The organism is Rhizobium sp. BT-226 (genome assembly GCF_025847085.2).
Taxonomy (GTDB): domain Bacteria; phylum Pseudomonadota; class Alphaproteobacteria; order Rhizobiales; family Rhizobiaceae; genus Rhizobium; species Rhizobium sophorae.
On the sequence record NZ_JAOYTI010000002.1, the window covers coordinates 210,920 to 237,879 of the forward strand.

At 61.8% G+C, this 26,960-nt stretch carries 23 protein-coding genes; 12 read left to right on the top strand and 11 right to left on the bottom strand.

Features of this window, described 5'->3' with window-relative positions; all coding sequences use genetic code 11:
- The first annotated feature begins 23 nt into the window (after positions 1-23).
- Together OIU37_RS11165 and OIU37_RS11170 are read left to right on the top strand one after the other, a co-directional pair.
- On the top strand, positions 24-245 hold the full coding sequence (locus tag OIU37_RS11165) for an AbrB/MazE/SpoVT family DNA-binding domain-containing protein (protein WP_129418678.1): 222 nt from the start codon (positions 24-26) through the stop codon (positions 243-245).
- Positions 245-640, top strand: a complete 396-nt coding sequence (locus OIU37_RS11170) for a type II toxin-antitoxin system death-on-curing family toxin (protein ID WP_171600932.1) — start codon at positions 245-247, stop codon at positions 638-640. Before OIU37_RS11165 ends, OIU37_RS11170 begins: the two co-directional genes overlap by 1 nt.
- Here the strand turns inward: OIU37_RS11170 and OIU37_RS11175 are convergent.
- Together OIU37_RS11175 and parC are read right to left on the bottom strand one after the other, a co-directional pair.
- Complete coding sequence (locus tag OIU37_RS11175; protein ID WP_129418676.1) at positions 624-1,082, bottom strand: SRPBCC domain-containing protein; 459 nt, start codon at positions 1,080-1,082, stop codon at positions 624-626. The two genes, OIU37_RS11170 and OIU37_RS11175, sit on opposite strands and share 17 nt — an antisense overlap.
- A 156-nt stretch (positions 1,083-1,238) precedes the next feature.
- Positions 1,239-3,494, bottom strand: coding sequence for a DNA topoisomerase IV subunit A (gene parC, locus OIU37_RS11180; protein WP_171600933.1), 2,256 nt, complete (start codon positions 3,492-3,494; stop codon positions 1,239-1,241).
- A gap of 235 nt (positions 3,495-3,729) precedes the next feature.
- Between parC and OIU37_RS11185 the strand changes: the two genes are divergently transcribed.
- Complete coding sequence (locus tag OIU37_RS11185; RefSeq protein WP_264257531.1) at positions 3,730-4,917, top strand: YdgA family protein; 1,188 nt, start codon at positions 3,730-3,732, stop codon at positions 4,915-4,917.
- Positions 4,918-4,974: 57 nt separating this feature from the next.
- On the opposite strand, the gene OIU37_RS11190 is transcribed toward OIU37_RS11185, so the two are convergent.
- Positions 4,975-5,616, bottom strand: coding sequence for a TetR/AcrR family transcriptional regulator (locus OIU37_RS11190; protein WP_171600935.1), 642 nt, complete (start codon positions 5,614-5,616; stop codon positions 4,975-4,977).
- A gap of 66 nt (positions 5,617-5,682) precedes the next feature.
- Here OIU37_RS11190 and OIU37_RS11195 point away from each other — a divergent pair, with 66 nt between their 5' ends.
- A complete protein-coding gene (locus OIU37_RS11195; RefSeq protein WP_264257532.1) occupies positions 5,683-6,849 on the top strand; it encodes a serine hydrolase in 1,167 nt (388 codons plus the stop codon).
- Between the two features lie 63 nt (positions 6,850-6,912).
- On the opposite strand, the gene aspS is transcribed toward OIU37_RS11195, so the two are convergent.
- Positions 6,913-8,703, bottom strand: a complete 1,791-nt coding sequence (gene aspS / locus OIU37_RS11200) for an aspartate--tRNA ligase (protein ID WP_180693266.1) — start codon at positions 8,701-8,703, stop codon at positions 6,913-6,915.
- A 255-nt stretch (positions 8,704-8,958) separates the two neighbouring features.
- On the opposite strand from aspS, the gene OIU37_RS11205 reads away from it, so the two are divergent.
- The 4 genes from OIU37_RS11205 (at position 8,959) to OIU37_RS11220 (ending at position 14,423) form a co-directional block, all read left to right on the top strand.
- Complete coding sequence (locus tag OIU37_RS11205; RefSeq protein WP_264257533.1) at positions 8,959-10,350, top strand: multicopper oxidase family protein; 1,392 nt, start codon at positions 8,959-8,961, stop codon at positions 10,348-10,350.
- A gap of 174 nt (positions 10,351-10,524) precedes the next feature.
- Positions 10,525-11,670 carry a ribonuclease D gene (gene rnd / locus OIU37_RS11210; protein ID WP_025394006.1) on the top strand — a complete coding sequence of 382 codons (1,146 nt, stop codon included), beginning with the start codon at positions 10,525-10,527 and terminating at the stop codon, positions 11,668-11,670.
- A 178-nt stretch (positions 11,671-11,848) separates the two neighbouring features.
- A complete protein-coding gene (locus tag OIU37_RS11215; RefSeq protein WP_168309834.1) occupies positions 11,849-12,910 on the top strand; it encodes an adenylate/guanylate cyclase domain-containing protein in 1,062 nt (353 codons plus the stop codon).
- A 154-nt stretch (positions 12,911-13,064) separates the two neighbouring features.
- Complete coding sequence (locus OIU37_RS11220) at positions 13,065-14,423, top strand: esterase-like activity of phytase family protein (RefSeq protein ID WP_182209709.1); 1,359 nt, start codon at positions 13,065-13,067, stop codon at positions 14,421-14,423.
- A gap of 122 nt (positions 14,424-14,545) precedes the next feature.
- Here the strand turns inward: OIU37_RS11220 and ppx are convergent, their stop codons facing one another.
- The 4 genes from ppx to OIU37_RS11240 form a co-directional block, all read right to left on the bottom strand.
- Positions 14,546-16,066 (bottom strand): exopolyphosphatase, encoded by a 1,521-nt coding sequence (gene ppx, locus OIU37_RS11225; protein WP_180693270.1) that lies wholly within the window; start codon positions 16,064-16,066, stop codon positions 14,546-14,548.
- 12 nt (positions 16,067-16,078) lie between these two features.
- On the bottom strand, positions 16,079-18,283 hold the full coding sequence (locus OIU37_RS11230) for an RNA degradosome polyphosphate kinase (protein ID WP_182209708.1): 2,205 nt from the start codon (positions 18,281-18,283) through the stop codon (positions 16,079-16,081).
- Positions 18,284-18,349: 66 nt separating this feature from the next.
- On the bottom strand, positions 18,350-19,063 hold the full coding sequence (gene hdaA, locus OIU37_RS11235; protein WP_018241492.1) for a DnaA regulatory inactivator HdaA: 714 nt from the start codon (positions 19,061-19,063) through the stop codon (positions 18,350-18,352).
- The gene (locus OIU37_RS11240; protein WP_182209707.1) at positions 19,056-20,180 is read right to left on the bottom strand and encodes an AI-2E family transporter; all 1,125 of its coding nucleotides are present in this window, start codon (positions 20,178-20,180) and stop codon (positions 19,056-19,058) included. The genes hdaA and OIU37_RS11240 overlap by 8 nt, the downstream gene beginning before the upstream one ends.
- A 245-nt stretch (positions 20,181-20,425) precedes the next feature.
- Here OIU37_RS11240 and purM point away from each other — a divergent pair, with 245 nt between their 5' ends.
- Together purM and purN are read left to right on the top strand one after the other, a co-directional pair.
- The gene (purM, locus tag OIU37_RS11245) at positions 20,426-21,499 is read left to right on the top strand and encodes a phosphoribosylformylglycinamidine cyclo-ligase (protein WP_182209706.1); all 1,074 of its coding nucleotides are present in this window, start codon (positions 20,426-20,428) and stop codon (positions 21,497-21,499) included.
- A complete protein-coding gene (gene purN, locus OIU37_RS11250; RefSeq protein WP_182209705.1) occupies positions 21,496-22,167 on the top strand; it encodes a phosphoribosylglycinamide formyltransferase in 672 nt (223 codons plus the stop codon). The genes purM and purN overlap by 4 nt, the downstream gene beginning before the upstream one ends.
- On the opposite strand, the gene OIU37_RS11255 is transcribed toward purN, so the two are convergent.
- Positions 22,164-23,333, bottom strand: coding sequence for an alpha-D-ribose 1-methylphosphonate 5-triphosphate diphosphatase (locus OIU37_RS11255; RefSeq protein ID WP_264257534.1), 1,170 nt, complete (start codon positions 23,331-23,333; stop codon positions 22,164-22,166). The genes purN and OIU37_RS11255 overlap by 4 nt on opposite strands.
- A 181-nt stretch (positions 23,334-23,514) precedes the next feature.
- Here OIU37_RS11255 and OIU37_RS11260 point away from each other — a divergent pair, with 181 nt between their 5' ends.
- A complete protein-coding gene (locus OIU37_RS11260; protein ID WP_182209703.1) occupies positions 23,515-23,754 on the top strand; it encodes a type II toxin-antitoxin system Phd/YefM family antitoxin in 240 nt (79 codons plus the stop codon).
- Positions 23,754-24,158 carry a type II toxin-antitoxin system VapC family toxin gene (locus OIU37_RS11265; RefSeq protein WP_182209702.1) on the top strand — a complete coding sequence of 135 codons (405 nt, stop codon included), beginning with the start codon at positions 23,754-23,756 and terminating at the stop codon, positions 24,156-24,158. Before OIU37_RS11260 ends, OIU37_RS11265 begins: the two co-directional genes overlap by 1 nt.
- On the opposite strand, the gene OIU37_RS11270 is transcribed toward OIU37_RS11265, so the two are convergent.
- Both OIU37_RS11270 and OIU37_RS11275 read right to left on the bottom strand, forming a co-directional pair.
- Complete coding sequence (locus OIU37_RS11270; RefSeq protein ID WP_182209701.1) at positions 24,155-24,745, bottom strand: NUDIX domain-containing protein; 591 nt, start codon at positions 24,743-24,745, stop codon at positions 24,155-24,157. The two genes, OIU37_RS11265 and OIU37_RS11270, sit on opposite strands and share 4 nt — an antisense overlap.
- Positions 24,742-26,946 carry a molybdopterin oxidoreductase family protein gene (locus tag OIU37_RS11275; RefSeq protein ID WP_182209700.1) on the bottom strand — a complete coding sequence of 735 codons (2,205 nt, stop codon included), beginning with the start codon at positions 26,944-26,946 and terminating at the stop codon, positions 24,742-24,744. Before OIU37_RS11275 ends, OIU37_RS11270 begins: the two co-directional genes overlap by 4 nt.
- Between the last annotated feature and the right edge of the window lie 14 nt (positions 26,947-26,960).

Sequence of the window (26,960 nt, forward strand, 5' to 3'; positions counted from 1 at the left end):
GTTATCACACAGAGGATGAAGCGATGAACGTCACTATCCGCAAGATCGGCAATTCCGAGGGTATTATCATCCCTAAGGAAACCCTCGACCGACTTGGATTGAAGACCGGCGATTCATTGGAATTGCAGTTGGAAAACGGCGGCATCACTTTGAAGCCGGCCGATGAGGATTTGTCTCGTCAGCTCGAGGCGGCACGATATTTCATGGACAAGTATAAGGTCGCCTTGAAAAAGCTGGCCGAATAATGGCTTTCAAATTCCTGACGAGACCATTGGTGGAGGGCCTGCAGAAAATGCAGATCGAGCGCTTCGGCGGTCTCGCAGGACTGCGTGACGAAGGCGCGCTGGAATCCGCTCTCGGCCGGCCGATGCACAAGGCAAATTACGGCTGCGACGACGTCATCGAACTCGCCGCCGCCTATCTTTTCGGCCTTGCCCGCAACCACGCATTCGTTGACGGCAACAAGCGCATCGCGATCGTAACCGCCGGTGTGTTCCTTCTGGAAAACGGCTACGAGATCGAAACGACCGATGCCAATCTCTACGCTTTCGTTCTTGCCGTAGCCGCCGGCGAGATCGACGAAGGAGGCGCGACCCGCTTCCTGCGGGATTTCAGCATACCCCTCAGCCCGTCGCCTTGAACTGCTCCTGCTCTAGTTCCCTGCCAAGACCTTCGACCACATGCGCCCAGCCTTGCCGGGTCTTTTCCTCGTGTTCGGCCCATTCGGCGCACATTTCATGGGTCAGCGTCAGACGGCTGCCGCCGCCGAGAGGCTCGATGTTGATCTCGACGCGGTCGCAATTGTGGTCATGCTCCTCGACGGAGAAGCTGAAGACCATGCGCTGCGGGCGCTTCAATTCCAGGAAGACGCCTTGGTGAAAGGCGTCGCCGGTCGGGCGGCGGTCGACGACGAAGAAACGGCCGCCGACACGCGGATCGATATCGGCGCGGATGACATGACCGTCATCCGTCGCAAACAGAAAGCGGCGCGCGATTTCAGGGTTGAGCCAAGCGTCGTAGACAACAGCAGGCGGTACTTTGTAGGTGTGGCTGACATGCAATTTTATGGTGCTGGCGGGCATCGATTTTCCTCCGGTAGTGGCGCGCACACTCCTCCCGTGCACGGCCTGCGGCCATTCCGTCCGCCTCCGGAGCCGGCCTTCTCTTATTTTTGGTAACAGGAATGAGATAGAGAAGTTCCCGCGCCCGCCAAGAGCCGACCGCGGAATTTTTAAGCCTCAGCCGGCGAATTTGCCGCTGCGCGGGAAGCCCTTCGGCACGGTCCGGCCGGCGGTGGCGCGGTCGGCCAGCCATTCGGCGAGCTCGTCCTTGTTCTTCGTGAAGGTGCGGCCGGCGCTGTCTTCCCAGACGAGGCCGTCTGATATCGCGAAGCAGCGGACATCGGAAATGCCGCCATCCTTATAACGCTGCAGACGCACGCCCTTGCCGCGCGACATTTCCGGCACCTGCACCAGCGGGAAGACCAGAAGCTTGCGGTTTTCGCCGACGACGGCGACATGGTCGCCGCTGACGGGCACGAGCAGCTGCGTTTCCTCGGGCAGCCCGACATTCATGATCTGCTTGCCCTTGCGCGTATTGGCGACCAGCTCGGCTTCGGGAACGACAAAGCCGTTACCGGCGGTCGAGACAATGAGCTGCTTGCGCGAGGGATCATGGACGAAAGCGGTCAGCACCGCCTGGTCGTTATCCATGTCGACGATGATACGCAGCGGCTCGCCGTGACCGCGGCCGCCCGGCAGCTTGTCGCCGCCGAGCGTGAAGGCTTTTCCGCCGGTGGTGACGATCAGGATCTTGTCCGTGGTCTGCGCCGGGAAGGCGATCTTCAAGCCGTCGCCTTCCTTGAAGGTCAGCGTCGCCGTGTCGGCGATATGGCCCTTCAACGCGCGGATCCAGCCCTTCTCGGAAATGACGACGGTGATCGGCTCCTTCTCGATCATCGCCTGCTGGATTGCTTCCTCGTCGGTCTCGGGCGCATCGGCGAACTGGGTGCGGCGCCGGCCGACCTCGGTCGCCTTGGCGAATTTCTTCTTCACTTCGCCGATTTCCCAGGCGACCGTCTGCCACTGCTTGTCGTCGGAGGAAAGCAACGCCTCGATCTCGCCCTTCTCCTTGGTGAGTTCGTCGAATTCCTTGCGGATCTCGAACTCTTCCAGCTTGCGCAAGGCGCGCAACCGCATATTGAGGATCGCCTCGACCTGATTGTCGGTGAGATCCCAGCGCGCCATCATCACCGGCTTCGGCTCGTCCTCCTCGCGGATGATGCGGATCACCTCATCGATGTTGAGGTAGGCGACCAGCAGGCCGCCGAGGATTTCAAGGCGTCTGTCGATCGCGGCCAGACGGAAGCGCGAACGGCGCTGCAGAACTTCGCGGCGGTGGTCCAGCCACTCCTTCAACACCTCGTTCAGCGCCATGACCCGCGGGATGCGGCCCATGGAGAGCACGTTCATGTTGAGCGGGAAGCGGCTTTCGAGTTCCGTCAGCTTGAACATCGACTCCATCAGGATCGTCGGATCGACGCTGCGGGTCTTCGGCACCAGCACGACACGGATGTCTTCGGCCGATTCGTCGCGAATATCTTCCAGCAGCGGCAGCTTGCGGGCGATCAGCAGCTCGGCGATCTTCTCGATCAGCCGCGATTTCTGCACCTGGAAGGGAATTTCGGTGATGACGATCTGGTAACCGCCGCGGCCAAGATCTTCCGTCTGCCATTTCGCCCGCACGCGGAAACCGCCGCGGCCGGTGCGGTAGCTCTCGATGATGCTGTCGCGGTTGTCGATGATGATGCCGCCGGTGGGGAAATCCGGGCCGGGGATGAATTCGACCAGCTTTTCGACGGTCGCATCGGGATGCTTGATCAGATGCAGGGCGGCATCGCAAAGCTCGTGGGCATTGTGCGACGGGATCGAGGTCGCCATGCCGACGGCGATGCCGGAAGAGCCGTTGGCGAGCAGGTTCGGGAAGGCGCCGGGAAGGACGACCGGCTCGGTATTCGATTCGTCGTAAGTATCACGGAAATCGACGGCATCCTGATCGATGCCTTCGAGCAGCAGTTCCGAGACCGCCGTCATCTTCGATTCGGTGTAACGCATGGCGGCGGGGCTATCGCCGTCGATATTGCCGAAATTGCCCTGGCCGTTGACCAGCGTGTAGCGCTGCGAGAAATCCTGGGCGAGACGGGCAAGCGCGTCGTAGATCGACTGGTCGCCGTGCGGATGGTAGTTACCCATCACCTCGCCGACGATCTTGGCGCATTTTCTGAAGGCTGTATTCGGCCTCAGCCCCATCTCGTTCATCGCATAGACGATGCGGCGATGGACAGGCTTCAGCCCGTCGCGCACATCAGGCAAAGCGCGGTGCATGATGGTCGAAAGCGCATAGGCAAGGTAACGCTGCTCGAGCGCCGCCTTGAGGTCGACCGGCTGGATGTGATCGTCGTCTCCGCCTGAAGGCGGCAAAATCTCTTGTCCCATAGGTTCTGACTAGCTCAGAAGAGGCCGGCGGGCAAGGAATCGGGGCCATTGCAGCTGTGGATGAAGTCTTGGGACCGACATCAAAGGATGAGACAAACGCTCCGCCCCAATTTGGACTTCGTTTGCCGTTCCTCTCAACAAAAATTTAGAGGTCGGCAAATATAAAGCAGGCCCAATCCGTAGTAGCGTCACTGCAGATTTCCAACCGCCACCACGCCACCAGAGGAATCACCCCATGAACTTTTACCGGACAACGCGGCTGATGCTATCGGGCGCAGCCTTTTTCTCGCTTGCCGGCTCGGCTTTCGCTCTCGACGGCGCCGATCTGCTGAAGAAGCTGAATGCCGCCTATGCCGCACAGGGCGGAACGATTTCGGCTGACAGCGTCGATATCGACGGCACGACCGCGACGCTGGAGAATGTCAGCGTCAAATCGGCAGGCGGCGAAAGCCTGGCTGTCGGCGAAGTCACCCTTTCCGGCGTCGAAGAAGACGAGGATGGCGGCTATTACATCGAAGAGGCCGCCTTCCCCGATATCAACACCACGAAAGACGGCGTCACGGTCACGGCGCAGGAGCTGACGCTCGGCGGCATCTCGATCCCGGCAACGCCGGGCGGCGATACCCTCGATACCATGATGCTCTACGAGACTGCTCATACCGGCCCACTGAAGGTGGTCAAGGATGGGGCGGAATTGTTCTCGGTGCTCGAAAGCAACGTCAACCTGACGCTGCGCGAAGACGAATCCGGCTTCGATTTCGACGGCGCCTTCAAAAGCATGAAGGCCGACCTCAGCAAGGCCGAGGATCCGCAGAGCAAGGACGCGATCGAGAAGCTGGCCCTGCAGCACGTCCAGGGCGACATCACCATGAAGGGCGCCTGGGAACTCGCCCCCGGCACGATCGACATTTCGGAATTCGCCTTCGACTTCACCAACATCGGCAAACTGAACCTCGGCTTCAAGATCTCGGGCTACACGATGGCCTTCGTGAAGTCGCTGCAGGATGCGATGAAGCAATCCGAAGCCAACCCGAACAAGGAAGAATCGCAGCAGGCGCTCGGTCTTGCCATGCTCGGCCTGATGCAGCAGCTGTCCTTCGAGGCCGCGCAGGTGCGTTTCGAAGATGCCTCGATCACCAAGCGCGCGCTCGATTATGCCGGCGCACAGCAGAACATTTCCGGCAAGCAGATGGCGGATTCGCTAAAGGCGATGACGCCGATCATGCTGGCGCAGCTCAATATCCCGGAACTGCAGAACGCCGTTTCGGCTGCCGTCAATACCTTCCTCGACGATCCGAAGAGTCTCACCGTCAAGGCCGCTCCTGAAAAGCCGGTACCGTTCCCGACGATCGTGGGCGCCGCCATGGGTGCTCCGAACACCCTGCCGCAAGTGCTTGGCGTCAAGGTTACCGCCAACGACTGATCGCTTCGATCTCCAGATGAAAGGCCCGGCCGCCCACGCTGTCGGGCCTTTTCGTTTTCAGGCGCGGTGGCGGCCGACCTCGGCGATGGCGAGGGCTGCGAGATCGAGCAATTCCTCTAGCGATGCACCGTCCCTCGCCTGCACCGACATGCCCTGGATGATGGCGCCAAGAAACCGCGCCAGCGCGCGAGCATTCGTCCCGGCCTTCATGTCGCCCTCGCGGATGCCGCGCTCGATCCTTGCCGAGAAGGCATCCAGAGACCGACGACGCAGCGCCGCAACATGGTCGGCGATCACATCGTTCTCGCTGGCGCAGTTCAGCACGGCCGTCGAGATCATGCAGCCTTTCGGATGCTCTGGAGCCGAGAAAATCGCCGCCGAACCCCGTAATATGCGCTCGAAGGCGGAGACGGTGTCGATCGGCTCACCGAGCGCGGAAAACGTGTCGGAGCCCAGCGTTCGGTATTGTTCCAGCGCGGCGCGATAGAGATCGGCCTTCGAGTTGAAGGCGGCATAGAGGCTTTGCGGCGTGATGCCCATGGCGGCGGTGAGATCGGCGATCGAGGCGCCCTCATATCCATGCGCCCAGAAGGTCTCGCGCGCCGCCGACAGCACGGTCTCGCGGTCGAAAGCCGGCGGTCGGCCGCGGCGGCGTACGGTAGGATTTTCCACGTCTCGGCTATTTTTCACAATGATCACTCTAGAAATTCGAAGCGGCTTTCTGTATTCAGGAACGGTCATTGTGATTATAGAAGGTTTAATCTGATGAGTCTTCCCCTCGAAATGGCAGACGCCGACAGGAATTCATCGCTGGCAGCAGCGGTCGATGCGGCCATCACAAGCGCGCTCGACGACAAACGGCTTGTAGGAACGGTGGTGCTCGTCGCCCGCGACGGAGAGATCGTCCATCGCCGCACCGCCGGCCTTGCCGACCGCGAAAGCGGTCTGCCGATGCGCGAGGACACTATTTTCAGACTTGCCTCCATCACCAAGCCGATCGTCACCATCGCCGCGATGCGGCTCGTCGAGCAGGGAAGAATCGGGCTCGACGACCCGGTGACGAGGTGGCTGCCGGACTTCCGACCGAGGCTGCCTGATGGCAGCGAAGCAACCATTCGCATTCGCCACCTGCTGACCCATACATCCGGCCTCAGCTACAGCTTCTTCGAAGAGGACGGCTCTTATACCCGCGCCGGCGTTTCCGACGGCCTCGACGAACCGGGACTGCCGCTGGCCGAGAACCTGCGGCGGATCGCCAGCGCACCGCTGCGCTTCGCGCCGGGTAGCGACTGGCAATATTCCGTCGCCATGGATGTTCTGGGCGGCGTCATCGAGGCGGAAACCGGCGTGCCGCTGGGCGAGGCCGTCACTGATCTGGTGACAAAACCGCTTGGCCTTGCCGATACGGCGTTTTCGGTTCGCGATCGCAGCCGGCTTGCCGCGGCCTATATGGATGCTTCACCGGAACCGGCGCTGATGGGCGAGACTGCGCTGGTGATGTCGCTGATGGGTCCCATCCGCTTCGCGCCGAACCGCATCTTCGACCCCGCCTCCTATCATTCGGGCGGCGCCGGCATGGCGGGAACGGCGGGTGACGTGCTCGCCATACTCGAAACCATCCGTAGGGGTGGCGCACCGCTGCTCTCGACCGAAACCGTAGGGATGATGATGACGGACCAGGCTGACGGCCACCGCCAGCAGCACGAACCCGGCTCCGGCTTTGGCTTCGGCTGGTCTGTTATCACCAATCCGGCCGAGGCAGGCGTCCCCTTCCCCAAGGGCACGTTGAAATGGGGCGGCGTCTACGGCCATAGCTGGTTCATCGACCCGGTCAACGGGCTGACCGTCGTTGCGCTGACCAACACGACGCTGGAAGGCATGTGGGGCAAGTTCACAGTCGATCTTCGCGAGGCGATCTACGCGGCTTTGTGAGCGAGCGAACCAACAGAAAAGCCCGGCGATTTGCCGGGCTTTTGCATTTTGGATCAGATGATTTCAGTCTTTCTTGACCGGCGGGATCGGCCGGATCGAGAGCTCGCGCAGCTGCGTCGGCGTTGCCGGGCTCGGCGCGCCCATCAGCAAGTCCTGGGCCTGCTGATTCATCGGGAACAGCGAGATTTCGCGCAGGTTCTTGGCGCCGACGAGCAGCATGACGATACGGTCGATACCAAAGGCAGCACCACCATGCGGGGGCGCGCCGTACTGGAAGGCGCGGTAGAGGCCGCCGAAACGGTCTTCGACATCCTGCTGGCTGAGGCCGACCTTTTCGAATGCGGCGACCATGGTTTCCGGCGACTGGTTACGGATCGAGCCCGACGCGATTTCGAAACCGTTGCAGACGGCGTCGTACTGGAACGCCTTGATCGACAACGGATCCTGGTTCTGCAGCGCATCGAGGCCGCCCTGCGGCATCGAGAATGGGTTGTGCGCGAAATCGACCTTCTTTTCTTCCTCGCTCCATTCGAAGAACGGGAAGTCGACGATCCAGCAGAGTTCGAAACGGTCGCGATCGACAAGGTTCAGCTCTTCGCCGGCCTTGGTGCGGGCTTCACCGGCAAACTTGTAGAACTTCGCCGGATCGCCGGCAACGAAGAAGCAGGCGTCACCGTCATCGAGGCCGAGTTGGGTACGGATCGCGTCGGTACGCTCCTCGCCGATGTTCTTTGCAAGCGGGCCGGCACCCTCGAGCTTGTCACCTTCCTTGCGCCAGAAGATGTAGCCAAGGCCAGGCTGACCGGTCGACTGCGCCCAGGCATTCATGCGATCGCAGAACGCTCTGGAACCGCCGGTCTTGGCCGGAATAGCCCAGATCTCGACCTTCGGGTTGGAGGCGATCATGCCTGCGAAAACCTTGAAGCCGGAGCCGGCGAAATGTTCGGTGACCGCTTCCATGACGATGGGGTTGCGCAGGTCCGGCTTGTCCGAACCATATTTACGGATCGCCTCGTCATAGGGGATGCGCGGCCATTCCTTGGTGACCGGCTTGCCTTCGGCGAACTCTTCGAAAATGCCGGTCATCAGCGGACCCATCGTGTCCCAGACGTCCTCCTGGGTGACGAAGCTCATTTCGAGGTCGAGCTGGTAGAATTCACCCGGCAGGCGATCGGCACGCGGGTCTTCGTCGCGGAAGCAGGGCGCGATCTGGAAATAACGGTCGAAGCCGGCCACCATCAGCAGTTGCTTGTACTGCTGCGGCGCCTGCGGCAGCGCATAGAAAGTGCCGGGATGGATGCGGCTCGGCACCAGGAAGTCCCGCGCGCCCTCCGGCGAAGAAGCCGTCAGGATCGGCGTCGTATATTCGGTGAAGCCGACATTGCCCATTTCGCGGCGCATGGCGGAGATGACCTGGGTGCGCTTGACGATGTTCTTGTGCAGCGTTTCGCGGCGAAGATCGAGGAAGCGATACTTCAGGCGGACGTCTTCGGGATAATCCGGCTCGCCGAAGACCGGCAGCGGCAATTCCTTGGCGGCGGAGAGGATTTCGATCTCCTGCGCATAGAGCTCTATCTCGCCGGTCGCCATGCTCTTGTTGACGGTGTCTTCGGTGCGGGCCTTGACGAGGCCATCGATACGGATGACCCATTCTCCACGCACGGTTTCCGCCATCTTGAAGGCCGGGCTGTCGGGATCGGCAACGACCTGGGTGATGCCGTAATGGTCGCGAAGGTCGATGAAGAGAACGCCGCCATGGTCGCGAACGCGGTGAACCCAGCCGGAGATACGGACGGTCGAGCCGACATCCGACTTGCGGAGGGCGGCGCATGTGTGGCTGCGGTAGCGATGCATGATCTCAAATCCTGGCATGTGGCTTAAGACGGCAGCAAGGGTTCCAAGACCCTCAAGCGCCGACAAGAAAATCGGGCGGAAAAGCGCACGGACGTTCCGATTTGTCAAGGCTTGGCGCACGCGGCCGAGCGTTTGACACGCGTTTATGGCGAGGCTGCGACCCGCATGCTGCGGCAGTTTGGCCGCTCTTCCCATATTGCTGAAGATGCCGGTCAACTTTAAAAGGATCGGCATTCTCACCCATGGAGCGCCCGCATGCCTCTCCTTAGCCGCCGCAACCTTCTCAAGGCATCCGCTGTGGCGGGTGCCTATGGCGTCGGCATCGGCATTGCCGGTAAATTCGGGTTTGCCGAGGCGGCTCCCGAGCCGCAGCTGCTGACGGCGGTGAAGACCGAGGCGATGCTGACCGAGGCGGGGCCGACCAAGGACATCATGAGCTGGGGCCATGACGGCATGCCGCCGGTCCTGCGGATGAGGAAAGGGCGACCCTATGCGGTGCGGCTGAAAAATGGGCTCGACGAGCCGACGACGATCCACTGGCACGGGCTTCGCATCGACAATCGCATGGACGGCGTGCCGTTCATGACGCAGCCCTACGTCTATACCGGCGACAGCTTCGACTATGCCTTCACACCGCCGGATGCCGGCACCTTCTGGTATCATCCACATTGCAACACGCTGACGCAGATGGGGCACGGCATGACCGGCGTCATCGTCGTCGAAGATCCGGCCGATCCGGAATTCGATGCCGAGGTGGTGCTGAACCTGCGCGACTGGCGGCTCGGCGGCAACGGACAATTCATTGCCCCCTTCCGGCCGCGCGACGCTGCCAAGACCGGCACCTACGGCACGGTGCGCACCGCCAACTGGCACCAGGAGCCGCGATATGACGCGCCGACCGGCGGGCTGGTGCGGCTGCGCATCGCGGTCACCGACGTGACGCGGATCTTCTCGCTGAAGATGGAAGGCGCCGATGCGACCGTGATTGCAATCGACGGCAATCCGGTGCCGAAGCGTTTTTCCCTCGACCTGCTGCAGATCGGACCGGGTCAACGGCTCGATCTTGCCGTGCGCATGCCGGATGGTGAAGGCGCCGTCGCGACGCTCGAGGATATTCGCGGCACGGCGCCGAAGGTGATCGCCAGCCTGCGCGCGGTCGGATCATCGTTGAAGCGCGCCATCGGCGATCTCGGACCGCTTGTCGACAACCCCGTCCCTAAGGCCGATCTTTCCGCCGCCGAGCAGATCCCGCTGGTACTGAGCGCCACCGCCGAGAATGCCGCCGTCGAAAGCATCTGCGGCTCGCTGGGCTACAGTTTCTGGGCCATCAACAAGGTGCCGTGGCCGGGCGACACGCCCGATCCGACGGCGCCGCTTGCGGAATTGAAGCTCGGCAAGAGCTATGTCTTCAATCTGGAAAATACCACGCCGCATGCGCATCCGATCCATCTGCACGGGATGAGCTTCACGGTGATCTCCTCCTCGACGCGGGAGGTGATGCCGCTCACCTCCGATACCTATCTCATCCAGCCGGACGAGAAGGTGCAGCTTGCCTTCGTCGCCGATAATCCAGGCGACTGGCTGCTGCATTGCCATATCATCGAGCATCAGAAGACGGGGATGACGAGCTATCTCAGGGTCAGCTGAGACAGTGCGCTTTCGCCGCGGTTGCGGCTGTGCTTCGCGCCGGCGTTCGCGCCTTGCCTCAGTTTGGACGTGATTCTTCGCCAGCAATGCTCGAAGCGTATGCTGTTGTATTGACATATCGAACCGAAAGGAGAAGGAAGGTTTAACCGACCTTTTCCTTGCGAATGAAATGATATGATCGAAACCACCGCCGATTTGGCGGCCGCCTGCAAAGAGCTGGCCAAGTCCGACTTCATCACCATCGACACCGAATTCCTGCGCGAAACGACCTTCTGGCCGGAGCTCTGCCTGATCCAGATGGCAAGCCCAACGACGGAAGTTCTCGTCGACCCGCTGGCCAAGGGCATCGATCTCGCCCCCTTCTTCGAGCTGATGGCCGATACGAAGGTGCTGAAGGTCTTTCATGCGGCCCGCCAGGACATCGAAATCATCTTCAATCGCGGCAATCTCATTCCGCATCCGATCTTCGACACGCAGGTCGCCGCCATGGTCTGCGGCTTCGGCGACAGCGTCTCCTATGACCAGCTGGTCAGCCGCATCAAGAACGTCCATATCGACAAGTCTTCGCGCTTCACCGACTGGAGCCGCCGGCCGCTCTCGGACAAACAGCTGGATTATGCGCTGGCCGACGTCACCCACCTGCGCGACGTCTACCTGTCGCTGAAGGCGGAACTGGAACGCGAAGGCCGCACCTCCTGGCTCTCCGAGGAAATGGACATTCTCGAGTCGCGCGAAACCTACGACATGCATCCGGACGATGCCTGGCAGCGGCTGAAGATGCGCCTGCGCAAGCCGCAGGAGCTGGCGATCCTGAAATATGTCGCCGCCTGGCGCGAACGCGAGGCGCGGGCCCGCAACGTGCCGCGTTCGCGGGTGCTGAAGGATGATGCGATCTACGAGATCGCCCAGCAGCAGCCTAAGGATACCGAGGCGCTCGGCCGTCTGCGCACCATTCCGAAGGGTTGGGAGCGTTCGACTTCCGGCGCCGCGGTCATTGAGGCCGTCAACACGGCGCTTGCTCTTCCGAAGGCCGATATGCCCCATGTGCCACGCCAGGCGCAGGCGCCCGAAGGGGCTGCTGCTGCCGTCGAATTGTTGAAGGTGCTGCTGAAGCTCATTTCGGAAAAACACGGCGTGGCGCCGAAGGTGATCGCCAATAGCGAAGATCTCGACAAGATCGCCGCCGAAGGCGAGAAGGCCGAAGTCGCTGCCCTGCACGGCTGGCGGCGCGATCTTTTCGGCGAGCCGGCACTGCAGCTGATCCAAGGCGCGATCGCCCTGCGTTTCGTCGACCGCAAGGTCGAAACCGTCAGCCTCTGAGGCGACTGCATCTCGCCTTAAATCGGCATCGGTTTAAGAACAAAATTATGCAGCCATTCAAAGTGCTACAGCGCCGCGTGTCTGGAAAAGGCGCGCGGCGCTGTAATTTCGAATTCGCTTGACGGTTTTTTCCGGCCTGAAACAATGGCGGGAAGAAACATCACGGCGCAGAGGCGGCATGCGGGAAATATCTCCGACACAGAATTGGATCCTGATCACGATCGTCCTTGCGGCCAGCGGCGTCATCTATGATCTGATGTTCTACTCTAATCAGACGCCGATCATCGGGGCGATCTTCGCGCTCTTCATCGGCATGCCGATCCTCGCCTTCGAGCGCAAGGTGCTGTTTCGAGCACTCTACAGGCGCATCCAGAAGCTGCCGACATTCGCCTTCATCATCACCGAGCTGCTGATCTACGAAATCCTGATGAGCATCGGCTTTGCCTGCGCCGGCCTGCTGCTCTGGTGGCTCGGCATGGTGAAGCCGGTGTCGCTCCTCGACCTCGTCATCATGCCGTTCGAGGTCTTCCTCTATGCGCTTGCGGTCTGCACGATGCTGATCTTCGTCTTGCGCGTGCGGGAACTGCTTGGTCGTGAAGTTTTCCTCAGCATGCTCATCAGCCGCTATCGCAATCCGGTCAGGGAAGAGCGCGTCTTCCTGTTCATCGACCTCGTCGATTCGACGGCTTTTGCCGAAAAGCACGGCGACCTCAGGGCGCAACAACTGCTGAGCTCGCTGTTTGCGACCTTCGCCGAGCCCGTCAGGCGTCACAAGGGCATGATCAACGACTATGTCGGCGATGCTGCGATCATCACCTGGCCACTTGCCCGCGGCGTCAAGGATGCGCGTTGCGTGCGCTGCATCTTCGATATCCTCGCCGATATCGACGCCAACGCCGCCGGCTGGCGAAAGAATTACGGGCAGGTGCCGAAGCTCCGCGCCGCCCTCCACGGCGGCGAGATCATCACCGCCGAAATCGGCGTCGACCATCACAAGATCAGCTATTTCGGCGATACGGTGAACACCACCGCCCGGCTGGAGACGCTCTGCCGCAGTCTGAACCGATCGGTTTTGATCTCCACCGAGCTTGCCCGGCGCATGAATTTTCCCGACGACATATCCTGCGAGGATCTCGGCACCCATGCGGTGAAGGGACGCGGCCAGGCACTCGGCGTCATGGCGCTTTCCTCGCGCGCGGTCACCGTGCTGAACACGCCGGCGGTCATTCTGCACGGCTGATGCGTAAATTCAAAATGTTGCAGCGTCCTTTGCGCGTCTGAGAAAGACGCGCGGCGCTGTAAGTACGTCACCAAAGCTTCACCCAACCGTCAATTCGCTGACACGAAAGCCCTGCTAAGCGGAAGGCCTTTGCAATCCGTTCCACGGAGATATTATGAAGAACGTCCTTTTTGCTTCCGTATCGCTTTTCATCCTGGTCGCGGGCTCCGCTTCGGCCGACCAGCAGCAGTTCCCGGCCAAGCTCGCCGGCCAGGCGATCCTACCTGCCAACACCATGGTTCCGGCGCCGGCCGATGCCCCCGAATTCCTCAAGCATTCCGGCAAGTTTACAACGCCGGACCGCAAGCGCACCGAGGCGCTCGGCACCGTTCCCGGCAAGGACGGCGCCCGCATCACCGATCTGAAGCTTCCTTTCGACGGCCAGCCGATCCAAGGCTTCTCCGGCGTCAAGACGATGGCCGACGGCACCTTCTGGACGCTCTCCGACAACGGCTTCGGCTCGAAGTCCACCTCGTCGGACTCCATGCTCTTCCTGCACCAGATGAAGTTCGACTGGGCCGGCAACAAGGCTGAAGTCGTCAAGAACCTCTTCCTCTCCGATCCGAACAAGATCGCTCCGTTCCCGATCGTTCTCGAAGGCACCGACACGCGTTATCTCACCGGCGCTGACTTTGACATCGAATCGATCCAGCCGGTTGCCGACGGCTTCTGGCTCGGCGACGAATTCGGTCCCTACATCCTGAAGTTCGACACATCAGGCCGCCTCACCGACGTCATCCCGACGACGCTCGACGGCAAGCCGGTGCTTTCGCCCGACAATCCGCTTGTCTCGGTCCCGGCCAACCCGGCCGCCAAGATGCCGGTCTTCAATCTGAAGCGCTCCGGCGGCTTCGAAGGCCTCGCCATGTCGAAGGACGGCGCCAAGCTCTACGGCCTGCTTGAAGGCGCCATCTACAAGGATGACGGCACGGTGGAAACGGTCGACGGCCACACCGCCGTCCGCGTCATCGAGTTCGATGTCGCTTCGAAGAAGTGGACCGGCCGCAGCTGGCTCTATCCGTTCGAGGACAAGGGCGTGTCGATCGGCGACTTCAACATGCTCGACGACACGACCGCTCTCGTCATCGAGCGCGATAACGGCGCCGGCACGACGGACAAGGCCTGCGCCGACCCGAAGCAGCCGAAGCCGGATTGCTTCGAAGCTCCGGCCGTGCTGAAGCGCGTCTACAAGATCGAGTTCAACGATGCCAATGTCGGCAAGGCCGTCCGCAAGATCGGCTATATCGACCTCCTGGACATCCAGGACCCCGACAACAAGAAGAAGGCCGGCAGCAAGGACGGCGTCTACGACATGCCGTTCGTGACGATCGAAAACGTCGACCGCGTCGACGCCACCCACATCATCATCGGCAACGACAACAACCTGCCCTTCTCGGCCGGCCGCGCGGTCGACAAGGCCGACAATAACGAATTCAGCCTGCTTGAGGTCGGCGAGTTTTTGAACGCGAAGTAATTCGGGGTTCTGGTATGAAATGCGGAGGGCGGCGCGAAGGTGCCGCCCTTTTTGGTTTATGGCGGTCGATTGGCGGCATGCCGTGTGATACTCCCCGGCACGGCACAACACCGCAAATGAGACTACTCGAACCGAAACGCCAGCCGCTTGTTGGTCAGTCTCGACAGCTGCTGCAGGCGGCCGTCCAGGCGTTCGCCGGCAAAGTCGCGATACTCGGGAGGCACGACGAATTCGAGGTCGAGGTCCGGGTTCGACGATTTGCGGAAGGTCAGGTTCTTGACGATGCCGGGCATCGAGGCCGAGAAGAGGTAGACGACGCGCAGCATGCCGCCGAGCAGCTTGGCGCGCTCGATCAGCTGCGGCGTGGCGATCTGCGCCAGCGGGCCGGTGGCGCCGTCGTCATGCAGGCCTTCGAAGCGATAATAGTTGGAAAGCGCGATGAAAGCGCGGCCGGGATGACTGATGCCGACGAAGGACGAGTGGGCGATGACGTTCAGCGCCTGCAGCCCGCGATAGTCAGGATGGGCGCGCCAGCTGATATCGGCCAGCAGACAGGCGGCCTGACGGTAGCGGCTTTCCTCGTCGGTTTCCTGGATACCGAAAAGGGGCATCATGCGGCCGGTCCATTCCGCCAGTTCGCGGGCATGCTCCGGCGAACGGGCACGCAGGATCGCCAGTTCGCCGGCGGCGGCAAGCAGCGGATCCAGGCGGCGCTCGGACTCCGACAGCAGCGAATAGAGATATCCCTCGCGCACACCCTGCGCCGAGAAGGAAATCAACGACGGCTTCATCGCGCTCAGGACTTCCTTCATGGCGATGGCGCCGAAGGGCAGCAGCGAACGGCGGTGCTTGGAAACGGCCTGCAGCGCCGGCTCCTTGGAATCGCGCGCGGTCACCACCTGTTCGAGGAACAACATCATGGCTTCGAGAGACACCTCATAGCCCTGCATCATGTGCAGCGGATATTGGGTGATTTCCATGTGCAGTTTGGCGATGTTTCGCCAGGTGCCACCGACGGCGTAGAAGGTGCGCCCCTCGCCTTTCGACAACAGCTTTGCCGTCTTCAGCTGCTTGCGGGCAAAGGTCTGTGCCTTGGAAAGCGAACCGCCGGCATATTCCGACAGGCGCAGGCCGCCAAGCGGCAGCGTGATGCCCTTGCCGACGTCCTTGCCCTTGATATCGATCAGCTCCAGCGAGCCGCCGCCGAGATCGCCGGCAATGCCGTCAGGATTGTAGAAACCGCTGATGATGCCGAGCGAGGCGAATTTCGCCTCCTCCTCGCCCGAGAGCACGCGGACTTTGCGGTTGAGGATGGTTTCCGCCTGATGAATGAAATCAGGGCCGTTGCTCGCCTCGCGAGCGGCCGCCGTCGCCAGCACATACATGGTGGCAGCGCGCGCCTGGTCGGACAGAGCCTTGAAACGGTGCAGCGCCGCCAGAGCCCGCCCGACACTGTCTTCATCCATCTTGCCGGTAAGGGCGACGCCCTTGCCGAGGCCGCAGAGGACCTTTTCGTTGAAGAGGACGGTCGGAGAACGGGACATGCCTTCGTAGACGACAAGACGAATGGAATTCGATCCAATATCGACGACGGAGACCGGGGCGATTCCCGGAAGGCGCCCCTGGGCTTCAGATTCAACCATTTAGGTCCAGTATTACTTGTTGTTGCGGCCTTCGAGCAGGCCGGCGATCAGCTTCGGCGCACTGGACTTCAGAGCTTCACCACGGCCTGACAGGCTCGGATTGGTCATGAAATACTGCTGCGCATTGAACGGTTCTTCGCCCCTGCGCACTTCCATGCGACGCGACGTACCGTCGGGCAATATCTCGTAGCTTTGTTGATTGTCAATCACGTTGCCGAGCATAATCTGTGACAAGACCTGCTCGTGAACGGTGGGATTCGTCAGCGGAACCATGGTTTCGACGCGGCGATCGAGGTTTCTCGGCATCATGTCGGCCGAGCCGATGTAAACCAGCGCCTTGTCGGACGGCAGGCCGTGGCCATTGCCGAAGCAGAAGATGCGGCTGTGCTCGAGGAAGCGGCCGACGATCGACTTGACGCGAATCTTTTCCGAAAGGCCGGGCACCTGCGGACGCAGGCAGCAAATGCCGCGCACGACGAGATCGATCTCGACGCCGGCATGGCTGGCGCGATAGAGCGCGTCGATGATGTCGGGATCGACAAGCGAATTCATCTTCATCCAGATCGCCGCCGGCGCGCCGTTCCTGGCATGCTGGACCTCTTCCTCGATGTGACGCAGTATGCGCGAGCGCATCGTATAGGGCGAGATCGCGAGCTGCATGCCCTGTTCCGGCTCGCCGTAGCCGGTGATGAAGTTGAAGATGTTCGCCATGTCGTGGGCGATGACCGGATTGCAGGTGAAGTAGGAGAGATCGGTATAGATCTTCGCGGTGATCGGGTGATAGTTGCCGGTGCCGAGATGGCAATAGGTGCGCAGTTTGCCATCCTCGCGACGGACGACCAGCGACATCTTGGCGTGGGTCTTGAGCTCGATGAAGCCGAAGACGACCTGGACGCCGGCGCGCTCGAGGTCGCGCGCCCAGCGGATGTTCGCCTCTTCGTCGAAGCGGGCCTTGAGCTCGACCAGCGCCGTCACCGACTTGCCGGCTTCGGCGGCATCGATCAGCGCGCGAACGATCGGGCTGTCGTTGGAGGTACGGTAAAGCGTCTGCTTTATCGCCAGGACGTCAGGATCGCGCGCAGCCTGGAGAAGAAACTGGACCACCACGTCGAAAGATTCGTAGGGGTGATGGACGACCATGTCCTTTTCACGGATGGCGGCGAAGCAGTCGCCGGCATGTTCGCGGACGCGCTCGGGAAATCGCGCATTGTAGGGAAGAAACCTGAGATCGTCGCGCGGCGCCTTGGTGATCTCGGACAGGGTGTTCAGCGCCAAAAGGCCCGGCAGAACGGCGACGCGATTGTCGGGGATATTGAGCGCCTGAACCACGAATTGGCGCAGCGACGCTGGCATTTCCGAATCGGTCTCGATGCGGATGACCTTGCCGCGGCGGCGGCGTTTCAGCGCCGTTTCGAAGAAGCGGACGAGATCCTCGGCCTCTTCCTCGACTTCGATATCGCTGTCGCGGATGACGCGGAACGTACCGGAGCCCTGCACCTCGTAACCCGGGTAGAGCCGATGGATGAAGATGTTGGCGACATCTTCCAGCGTGATGTAGCGGATTGTGTTTCCCTCATCCGGCAGGCGGACGAAGCGGTCGAGCGCCACCGGCAGGCGCAGCAGCGCCGTCATCGGCTCGCGGCCGTTCTTGCTCACAAGCTGCAGACCGATCGAGAAGCCGAGATTCGGAATGAAGGGGAACGGATGGGCGGGATCGATCGACAGCGGCGTCAGCACCGGGAAGATCGCCTGTTCGAATTCGGCGGCCAGCCACTGGCGGTCGCCCTCGCTCAGGGCGCCGGGGCGCACGATCAGGATGTCTTCCTTGGCGAGATATTGTTGCAGCACGGCGAGCGAGGCCTGCTGTTCCATCTGCAGATGGTCGATCTCCTGCAGAATCGAATCGAGCTGCTCTGCCGGCGTCTTGCCGTCCGGGCTGCGGATAGCGATATTCTGGCGTACCTGGCCCTCGAGGCCGGCGACGCGCACCATGAAGAACTCGTCGAGGTTGGCGGCCGAGATCGACAGGAAGCGGACGCGCTCGAGCAACGGGTGCTCGGTATTCAGCGTCTCTTCCAGGACACGGCGGTTGAACTGCAGCCAGGAGAATTCTCGGTTGATGAAGCGCTCGGGGCTCTTGAGCAGCTCTTCCAGCGAGGGGGTGTTGTCGTTGGTTTCCGGAGTGAGTTCCTGATGTTCTGCGACTGCGCTATCCATGGTCCGCTTACCCCGTTTTCAATCGCCGAAGGCAATTATATCAGTTTCACGACGGAACTGTGACAGTCAATCGGCTGGTTCCGAATTTCCCAATTCATTCAATACTTCGGCAGCAAGAGACCGGGTGATTTTCGTGCCCCGCGACAGGGCCAGCCGGTCAAGCCTTTCGACGATTGTCTGGGCCGCGTTCAGCGACCGCTCCATCCGGTTAACGATATAGAGCACGAGTTTGTCATCTATATAAAGCTGCCGGTCGGCAAAGAGCTTGACGATCACCTGCGACAGCAGCGCCTCATCGGGTTCGCCGATCTCGACGACGGTCGCAGCCTTCAGGCGCGAGCGAAGATCGGGCAACAAAACCGGCCACGACATTGGCCAGAGACGGCTGGTGATCAACAGGCTGGTGCCGTTTTCGCGCACGCTGTTGATGACGTGGAACAGCGCATTGTCGTCGAAGCCGAGGCGGTCGGCATCCTCGAACAGCACCGGTCCGGCGGCGGCGGCAACCGCAGCATCCGAGCCAAGCTCGGGATGTATGTCGACGGCACCGCTCAATTCCCGCCAGATCCGGGCGAGATGCGATTTTCCCGAGCCGACGGGGCCGGCGAGCACGACGACCGGCGACGGCCATGCCGGCCAGGCATCGACGATCGAAACGGCGGCAGCGAGACGCTCCGAGATCAGGAGGTCGTCGCGCCCGCTTGCGGCATCGTGCGAAAAGACCAGCGGCAGCTGCTCTCCGGCCTTGCGCTTCGGATCAGCGTTTTTCACGTCATTCATTGGGAACTGATTTCGTCTTCTGAACGCGGCCGCTAGGCGACCCGCCAAAATAAAGATCGCTCTGAAGGTAGCGTGAAAGCGCGAAACGAACAAGGACGCCGACGGCAGCAGCAGCCGGCACGGCAACCAGAAGACCGACAAAACCGAAGAGCGCGCCGAAGGCAAACAGCGCAAACATCAGCCAGACCGGATGCAGGCCGACGCTGGAGCCGACGAGCTTCGGCTGCAGGATATTGCCTTCCAGGAACTGGCCGCTGAAAAAGACGACGAGCACCAGGCCGATCCAGGGATAATCCGGCCAGAACTGCACGAGCGCCACGCCAACGGACAAAACGAGACCGACCAGCGAGCCGACATAGGGAATGAAGCTGATCATGCCGGCGAAGAGGCCGATCAGCAGGCCGAAATTCAGGCCGACGAGAGAGAGGCCGGCGGCATAATAGATGCCGAGGATCAGGCAGAGCGAGCCCTGGCCGCGGATGAAACCGGCGATCGCCTGGTCGATTTCCCTGGCGATCTGGCGGACATCGCTGACATAATCGCGCGGGATCCACTGATCGACCTTGGAGACCATGCGATCCCAATCGAGCAGGATATAGAAGGCGACGACGGGGGTGACGACGAGCAGCGATATGACGTCGACGATCGCCTTGCCGGAATTCCAGATCTGCGCGAAAAGACCGGTCAGAAAGCCCATGCCTTCGGAGAGGATGCCGGAGAAATTGTCCTTGATCGTGCCGGCCTGGCTCCTGATCCATTCCGGCAGCAGCGAGTTCTTCGAATTGTCGATGAACTGCTGCAACTGGCTGATATAACCGGGCAGCCGCTCGGCGAAATCGTTGAACTGGCTGACGAGCACGGGGATGAGGATCATCAGCGCCAGTGTGAAGATGACGATGAAGGCAATCAGGATGACGATCGTCGCCATCATGCGGCTCAGGCCCAGCCGCTGTAGCCTGTCTGCCACCGGATCGAGGAAATAGGCAATCGCCATGCCGGCCACGAAGGGCAGCAGGATCGAGCTGAAGATATAGAGAAAGACGATGAAGAAGACGAGCACCGCCAGCCAGAAGAAAATCTGACGCTTGAGACTGTTGCCGCTGACTTGCTGTGGCATTGCTTCCCCGCTGATCGCTTGCCGCTGCCTGATGCCGCATCCGATCCGAAGCGGCCATTCAGCACATAGGATGCAGGCGCAAAGATGGTCAACCCTGTCGCGCCAAATCCCGGAAAGGCCGGAAGAAGACGCGGGAAATTGGGGGCTTTCGCCATGCAACGCTTGCATAAAAGCCCCTGTCATGCAATTGCGACCGGCAGATGACGCGGCACGTTGGCCGCCTGAAATAGCCATCGGAGACCAGCATGAGCCAGTCTGGGAAAAACGGCCTGACATATAGCGACGCGGGCGTCGACATCGATGCCGGCAACCTCCTCGTCGAGAAGATCAAGCCGGCGGTGCGCTCGACCCGCCGTCCCGGCGCCGACGGCGAGATCGGCGGCTTCGGCGGACTTTTCGATCTCAAGGCGGCAGGCTTTACCGACCCGGTTCTGGTCGCCGCCAATGACGGCGTCGGCACCAAGCTGAAGATCGCGATCGATGCCGACTATCACGACACCGTCGGCATCGACCTCGTCGCCATGTGCGTCAACGATCTCGTGGTACAGGGCGCCGAGCCGCTGTTCTTCCTCGATTATTTCGCGACCGGCAAGCTCGACCCCGATCAGGGCGCGGCCATTGTTGGCGGCATTGCCGCCGGCTGCCGTGAGGCCGGCTGCGCGCTGATCGGCGGCGAGACGGCCGAAATGCCCGGCATGTATTCCTCCGGCGATTACGATCTCGCGGGCTTTGCCGTCGGCGCGGCCGAACGCGGCAAGCTCCTGCCGTCTGGCGATATTGCCGAGGGTGACGTGATCCTCGGCCTTGCCTCCTCCGGCGTCCATTCCAACGGTTTCTCGCTGGTGCGCAAGATCGTCGAATTGTCCGGCCTCGACTGGGATGCGCCGGCGCCGTTTACCGAAGACAAGAAGCTCGGCGAAGCGCTGCTCGAGCCGACCCGTATCTATGTGAAGCCGCTTTTGAAGGCGATCCGCGAGACCGGCGCCATCAAGGCGCTGGCGCACATCACCGGCGGCGGCTTCCCGGAAAATATTCCGCGCGTGCTGCCGAAGCATCTGGCGGCCGAGATCAATCTTGCCGCCGTCACGGTGCCGCCGGTGTTTTCATGGCTCGCCAAGACGGGCGGCGTCGAGGCCAAGGAGATGCTGCGCACCTTCAACTGCGGCGTCGGCATGATCGCCGTCGTCGCCGGTGAGAATGTCGCGGCGGTTTCGGCCGCACTCGAAGCCGAGGGCGAGACGGTTATCACGCTCGGCCGCATGATCGCCCGCGCCGACGGCGCTGCCGGCACGGTCTACAAGGGCACGCTTGCTATATGAGCTCGCCGCGCAAACGCGCCGTCGTCTTCATATCAGGCAGCGGCTCCAACATGATGGCGCTGGTTGCGGCGGCGAAGGCGGCCGACTACCCGGCCGAGATCGTTGGGGTGATCTCCGACAAGATGGATGCCGGCGGGCTTGCCAAGGCCGCCGCCGAAGGCATCGCCACCTTCGCCTTTCCCCGCAAGGACTATGCCAGCAAGGACGCGCATGAGGCGGCGATCTTTTCAGCGCTCGATGAGCTTTCGCCCGACATTCTCTGCCTGGCAGGCTATATGCGGCTGCTGACGCCGACCTTCATCCAGCGTTACGAGGGCCGGATGCTCAACATCCACCCTTCCCTGCTGCCGCTGTTTCCCGGCCTGCATACGCATCAGCGCGCGATCGACGCCGGCATGCGCATTGCCGGCTGCACAGTGCATTTCGTCACCGAAGGCATGGATGAGGGGCCGGTGATCGGCCAGGCAGCCGTGCCGGTTCTTTCCGGCGACACGGCCGAAAGCCTTGCCGCACGTGTGCTCACCGTCGAACATCAGATCTATCCGCAGGCCCTGCGGCTCTTTGCCGAAGGGCGAGTGACGATGGACGGCGGCAAGGCCGTCGGTGCGGAGGCTTCGACCGCCGCACCCAAGGCCCAACTGATTTCGCTGATCGGCGACCGCGCTTAAGCCGCCAGCGCCCGCAACGGATGCAGCGTGCCGTCGCTGTAGACGAAGCGGCCGGCGCGGAAGGTGGCGCGGATGCGATTTATATCACCCGGCTCGACCACGACCAGATCGGCGCGCTGGCCGACGGCGATCTCGCCGCGGTCCAGAAGCCCGGCGGAGCGGGCCGCGTTGCCGGTCGCCAAGCCGACGGCTGCCGGCAGGCCGCCTTCCACCATATCGGCAAGCTTGAAGATGCCGGGCACGAAGGCCGCCGGATGGTAATCGGCGGCGATGACGCTGAGCAGGCCGGCCCTGGCGGCGTCGAGGGCACTCAGATTGCCTGACATCGACTGGCCGCGCAACGCGTTCGGCGCGCCCATCAACGTCCAGAGGCCGCGACGGCGCGCCTCCTCCGCCGCAGGTGCGGTGACCGGAAACTCGCTGATGGTGACGCCGAGATCGTGCATTTCGGCGACTTTTTCGACGCTGTCGTCGTCATGCGAGGCAAGCGACAGCTTGTGCTTCAGCGACAGCGCGACGATCTCCTTCAGCTTGGCTTCGATCTCAGGATTACTACGCATGGCGATGCGCTTGGCAACGATCTCCGCCGCCATGTCCTCGGAGATGGCACGGCGCTCGGAAATGCTGAGGATGTAGCTCTGCAGGTTGTTGTACTGGCCCTGGCCCGGCGTGTGGTCGGTGAGCGAAACCATGTCGATCTGATCGGCATTCAGCAGGCGCTCGAGTGCCGCGGCTGCACCGACATTGGTGATTTCGTAACGGGCGTGGACACGGTGGTCGATCAGCAGATCGTCACGCAGGCGGTTGATGCCTTCGATCACCGCGGATGTCGTCTCCAGCGAGCGGACGTGGCCGTAGACGCTTTCGGTCGCAAAGGAGACGGCGGCAAACGCCGTCGTGACACCGGAGGCGGCAAGCTTCTTGTCGAGTTCGTGGATGCCGAAATCGATCGGCATATGCGCATTCGGCCGAGGGGCGATTTCGCGCTCGATCATGTCGCCATGCAGATCGACGAATCCGGGCATCAGTAGCCGTCCGCCGCCGTCGATAACAGCACCCGCGACCGGCTCCGGCCTGATCTCGGCGATGACGCCATCCTCAACACGCACGGCACCTTCCCTCACCACCTCGTTTGGGAGAACGAGGGTGAAATTGCTGAGCCACATGGGCTTTCTCCTGACCGCATCCGATGATTGATAAACCGCAGCGCATAGAACTGCTTCATGACAACTGCATGAAGAATTTCCAAACTTCTTACTCTTTCCGTTCCGGCTTTGCCATACTTGACCAATCAGTTGACCAAGTTTTGGCGCGACATTACATTGGAGAGAGAAGTGGACGGTGGCTATGACGATCAAAGTGAAAGTGGCAGAGGCAAAAACGCATCTCTCGGAGCTTCTGACAAAGGTGGAAGCAGGCGAAGATGTGGTGATATCACGCGGTAACAAGGCGGTCGCCCGCATGATCAAGATCGATGACCGTCGCCAGAGGCTCGACGCCATCCGTGCACTCCGCAGCGAACGGGCAGAACGCGCTGGAGCGACCGCGGCTGAAATTCAGGGCTGGCGGCGCGAAGGCCAGCGCTGATGCCGTTCGTGGTCGATGCTTCGGTTGCGGCGGCTTGGTTGCTGGCCGATGAGGAAAGCCGGGCCGCCGAAGTAGCCTTGTCGTTTCTCGAAACGGAAGATGCCTTGGTGCCCGATCTCTTCTGGCATGAGATACGCAACATCCTGGCGACCGCGGAACGGCGGAAACGCATCTCCAACGAGGATGTGCTCGCTTGCCTCATGCGCCTCACCAGTCTGCCGCTGCGCACTGTCTCAAGCGAAGACCATCTTCCGATCTTGCGACTTGCCGGAAAATATCAGCTATCGGCCTATGACGCCGCTTATCTGGCGCTTGCGGTCGCAGAAAACGTATCGCTTGCGACGCTGGACGCCAAACTGGAACGTGCCGCGTCAGCGGAAAATCTCGCCTTCGCTCGGGGTTAGGAAAGCTTCCCCCTGTTCAACAGCGCCCATTGCAGAAGCATGATCGTCTTGGCGTCGAAGATTTCGCCGGTTTCGATCATCGCCGCCGCCTCGTCGAGCGGGATCTCGAGGACTTCGATATCCTCGTGCTCCTCGTCCAGGCCGCCACCTTCGGCCACGCGATCGGCAGTGTCGATGAGGGCTGCGAAGAAATGCACGACTTCGGTGACGGCACCCGGCGAAGTATAGGATTTGAACAGGAAGCGCGCATCGCGCAGGCGATAGCCGGTCTCCTCCATCGCCTCGCGACGGATTGCCGCTTCGGGATGGTCGTCGTCGAGAAGGCCGGCCGGCACCTCGATCATCCAGGCGGGATCGCCGTTGAGATGAACGGCGAGGCGGAACTGGCGGACGAGAACAACGAGGTCGCGCCTGGGATCATAAAGCAGGATGCAGGCGGCAGGCGTGCGGTGGTAGACCTCCCGCTTCAACCGCTGGGTTGCGCCCTTGCGGTCGATATAGTCGAGGAGATAGCTGCTCAGCCGCGTCCACCCATTCGACAGGGTTTCCTCGCCGGCGATCTTCACGCGTGATTTCGGCTGCATCATGCTGCATCCCTGCGAAGCCAGACCTTGTTGTCGTGCACGGCCGCCCCGCCATAGGGCGCGACGGGGTCGGCGCCGGTCAAGACGTTGATGCCCTCGCCGTCGACATGCGCCTTGTTCGGCCAAAGCCCCTCGGCGATCAGCACGCCTGCTTTCACTTCGGTGGTGACGCGGGCGTGAATGCGCAGATCGCCGCGGCTGTTGCCGATGCGGACGAGATCGCCGTGGGCGATGCCGTTGGCTTCGGCATCGGCCGGGTTGATCATCACCTCGGGCCGGCCTTCCTTCTGGCGAGAGGTCTTGGTCTCGGAGAAGCTCGAATTCAGGAAATTGCGGGCCGGCGACGTGGCGAGACGGAAGGGATGCTCGGGATCGGCGACTTCGATGACATCGACCTGATCGGGGAAGGCCGGTAGCGCGGCGTGCGGACCGAGTGCGCCGATCGCCGCCGGCGGCTTGTTCGGCGCCGGCTGATTGATCCAGTCAGGGCGGAAGTGGAACTTGCCATCCGGATGGGCAAAGCCGTTCAGGTAATGCGCTTCCTCGAAAGCAGGCTGGCGATCGAACCATTTATGTTCGAGGAAATGGTCATAATCCGGCAGGCCGCTCGATTCCAGGATGCGGTCGACCATCTCGCGGGCGGTGAAGCCGAAGCCGGGGCGATCGGCGACGCCGAGGCGTTTGGCCAGTTCTTCGATGACGAAGAGATTGGTGCGCACGGTCTGCGGCGGCTCGACCAGCTTCGGCCCCAGCAGGATATGGTTTTGGCCGCCGGCGCGGTAGATGTCGTCATGCTCGACGAACATCGTCGCCGGGATGACGATATCGGCGATCTCGGCCGTTTCGGTCATGAACTGCTCGTGCACGGCAACGAAGAGGTCGGCACGGGCAAAGCCACGTCTGACGAGGCGCTGCTCGGGGGCGATGTTTGCGGGATTGGTGTTCTGGATCAGCATAGCCGTCACCGGGCCGCGATGGCGCAGCGCCACGGCGTCGCCGGTCAGCACGCGGCCGATCTGCGACTGATCGAGCATGCGGATATCGGCATCCTTCATCGACCGGCCGGTCAGTTCGGCACTGTTCATGCGGAAGATATCGCTGTTCGAATGGAAGGCGCCGCCGCCCTCATATTGCCAGGAGCCGAGAACGGTGGCGATCGAGGCGGCCGCGTGCATGGCGACCGCGCCGTTGCGCTGGCGGGTGAAGCCATAGCCTAGGCGGAAAAAAGTCTTCTTCGTCGTGCCGACGAGGCTGGCGAAGGCTTCGATCTCCTCCACCGAAACGCCGGTGATAGCGGCGGCCCATTGCGGCGTCTTCGTCTTCAGATGCGCTTCGAGACCCTCGGGATCATCGGCATATCTCGCCATGTATTCGCGATCCGCGTAACCGTCCCGAAAGGCGATGTGCATGACGGCGCAGGCCAGTGCGGCGTCGGTGCCCGGCCTGACGATCAGCGCCATGTCGGCCTGCTTCATCGTCGGATTGTCGTAAATGTCGATGACGACGATCTTCGCGCCGCGCTCCTTGCGCGACTTGATGGCGTGGGTCATCACGTTGACCTGCGTCGACACCGCGTTGGTGCCCCAGATGACGACGCAATCGGTGCGGCCCATCTCGCGTGGATCGGGACCGCGCAGCGTGCCGGTCGCCATGGTGAAGCCGGTCCAGGCGGGGTTGGTGCAGATCGAGGAGAAGAAGCCGGAGTAACGCTTGGCATGACGCAGGCGATCGATCGAATCGCGCTGCACCCAGCCCATGGTGCCGGCGTAGAAATAGGGCCAGATCGCTTCGCTGCCGTCCCTTGCCTCGGCCTTCACAAAGGCGTCGGCGATCTCATCCAGCGCATCGTCCCAGGAAATCTGCTGCCACTGCCCTGCCCCCTTGGCGCCGGTGCGGCGCAACGGTTGCATCAGGCGGTCGGGATGGTAGAGCCGCTCGGCATAACGGGCGACCTTGGCGCAAATGACGCCCGACGTGTAGGAATGGTCGCCCGCGCCGCGCACACGGCCGATGCGGCCATCCTCCGATATCTCGACCTCCAGCGCGCAGGTGGAGGGACAGTCATGCGGACAGGCCGTGTGGCCTACCCTGTTGTCCGGCTTTTCTGATTTGGCGTGGATGGGGGTCGCAATGTTCATGGCATTTGTATATTCCAAGGCTTGCACGGCCAAAAGCCACAAAAATTTCCCATGACGCGAATTCATACGGACATCAGCGA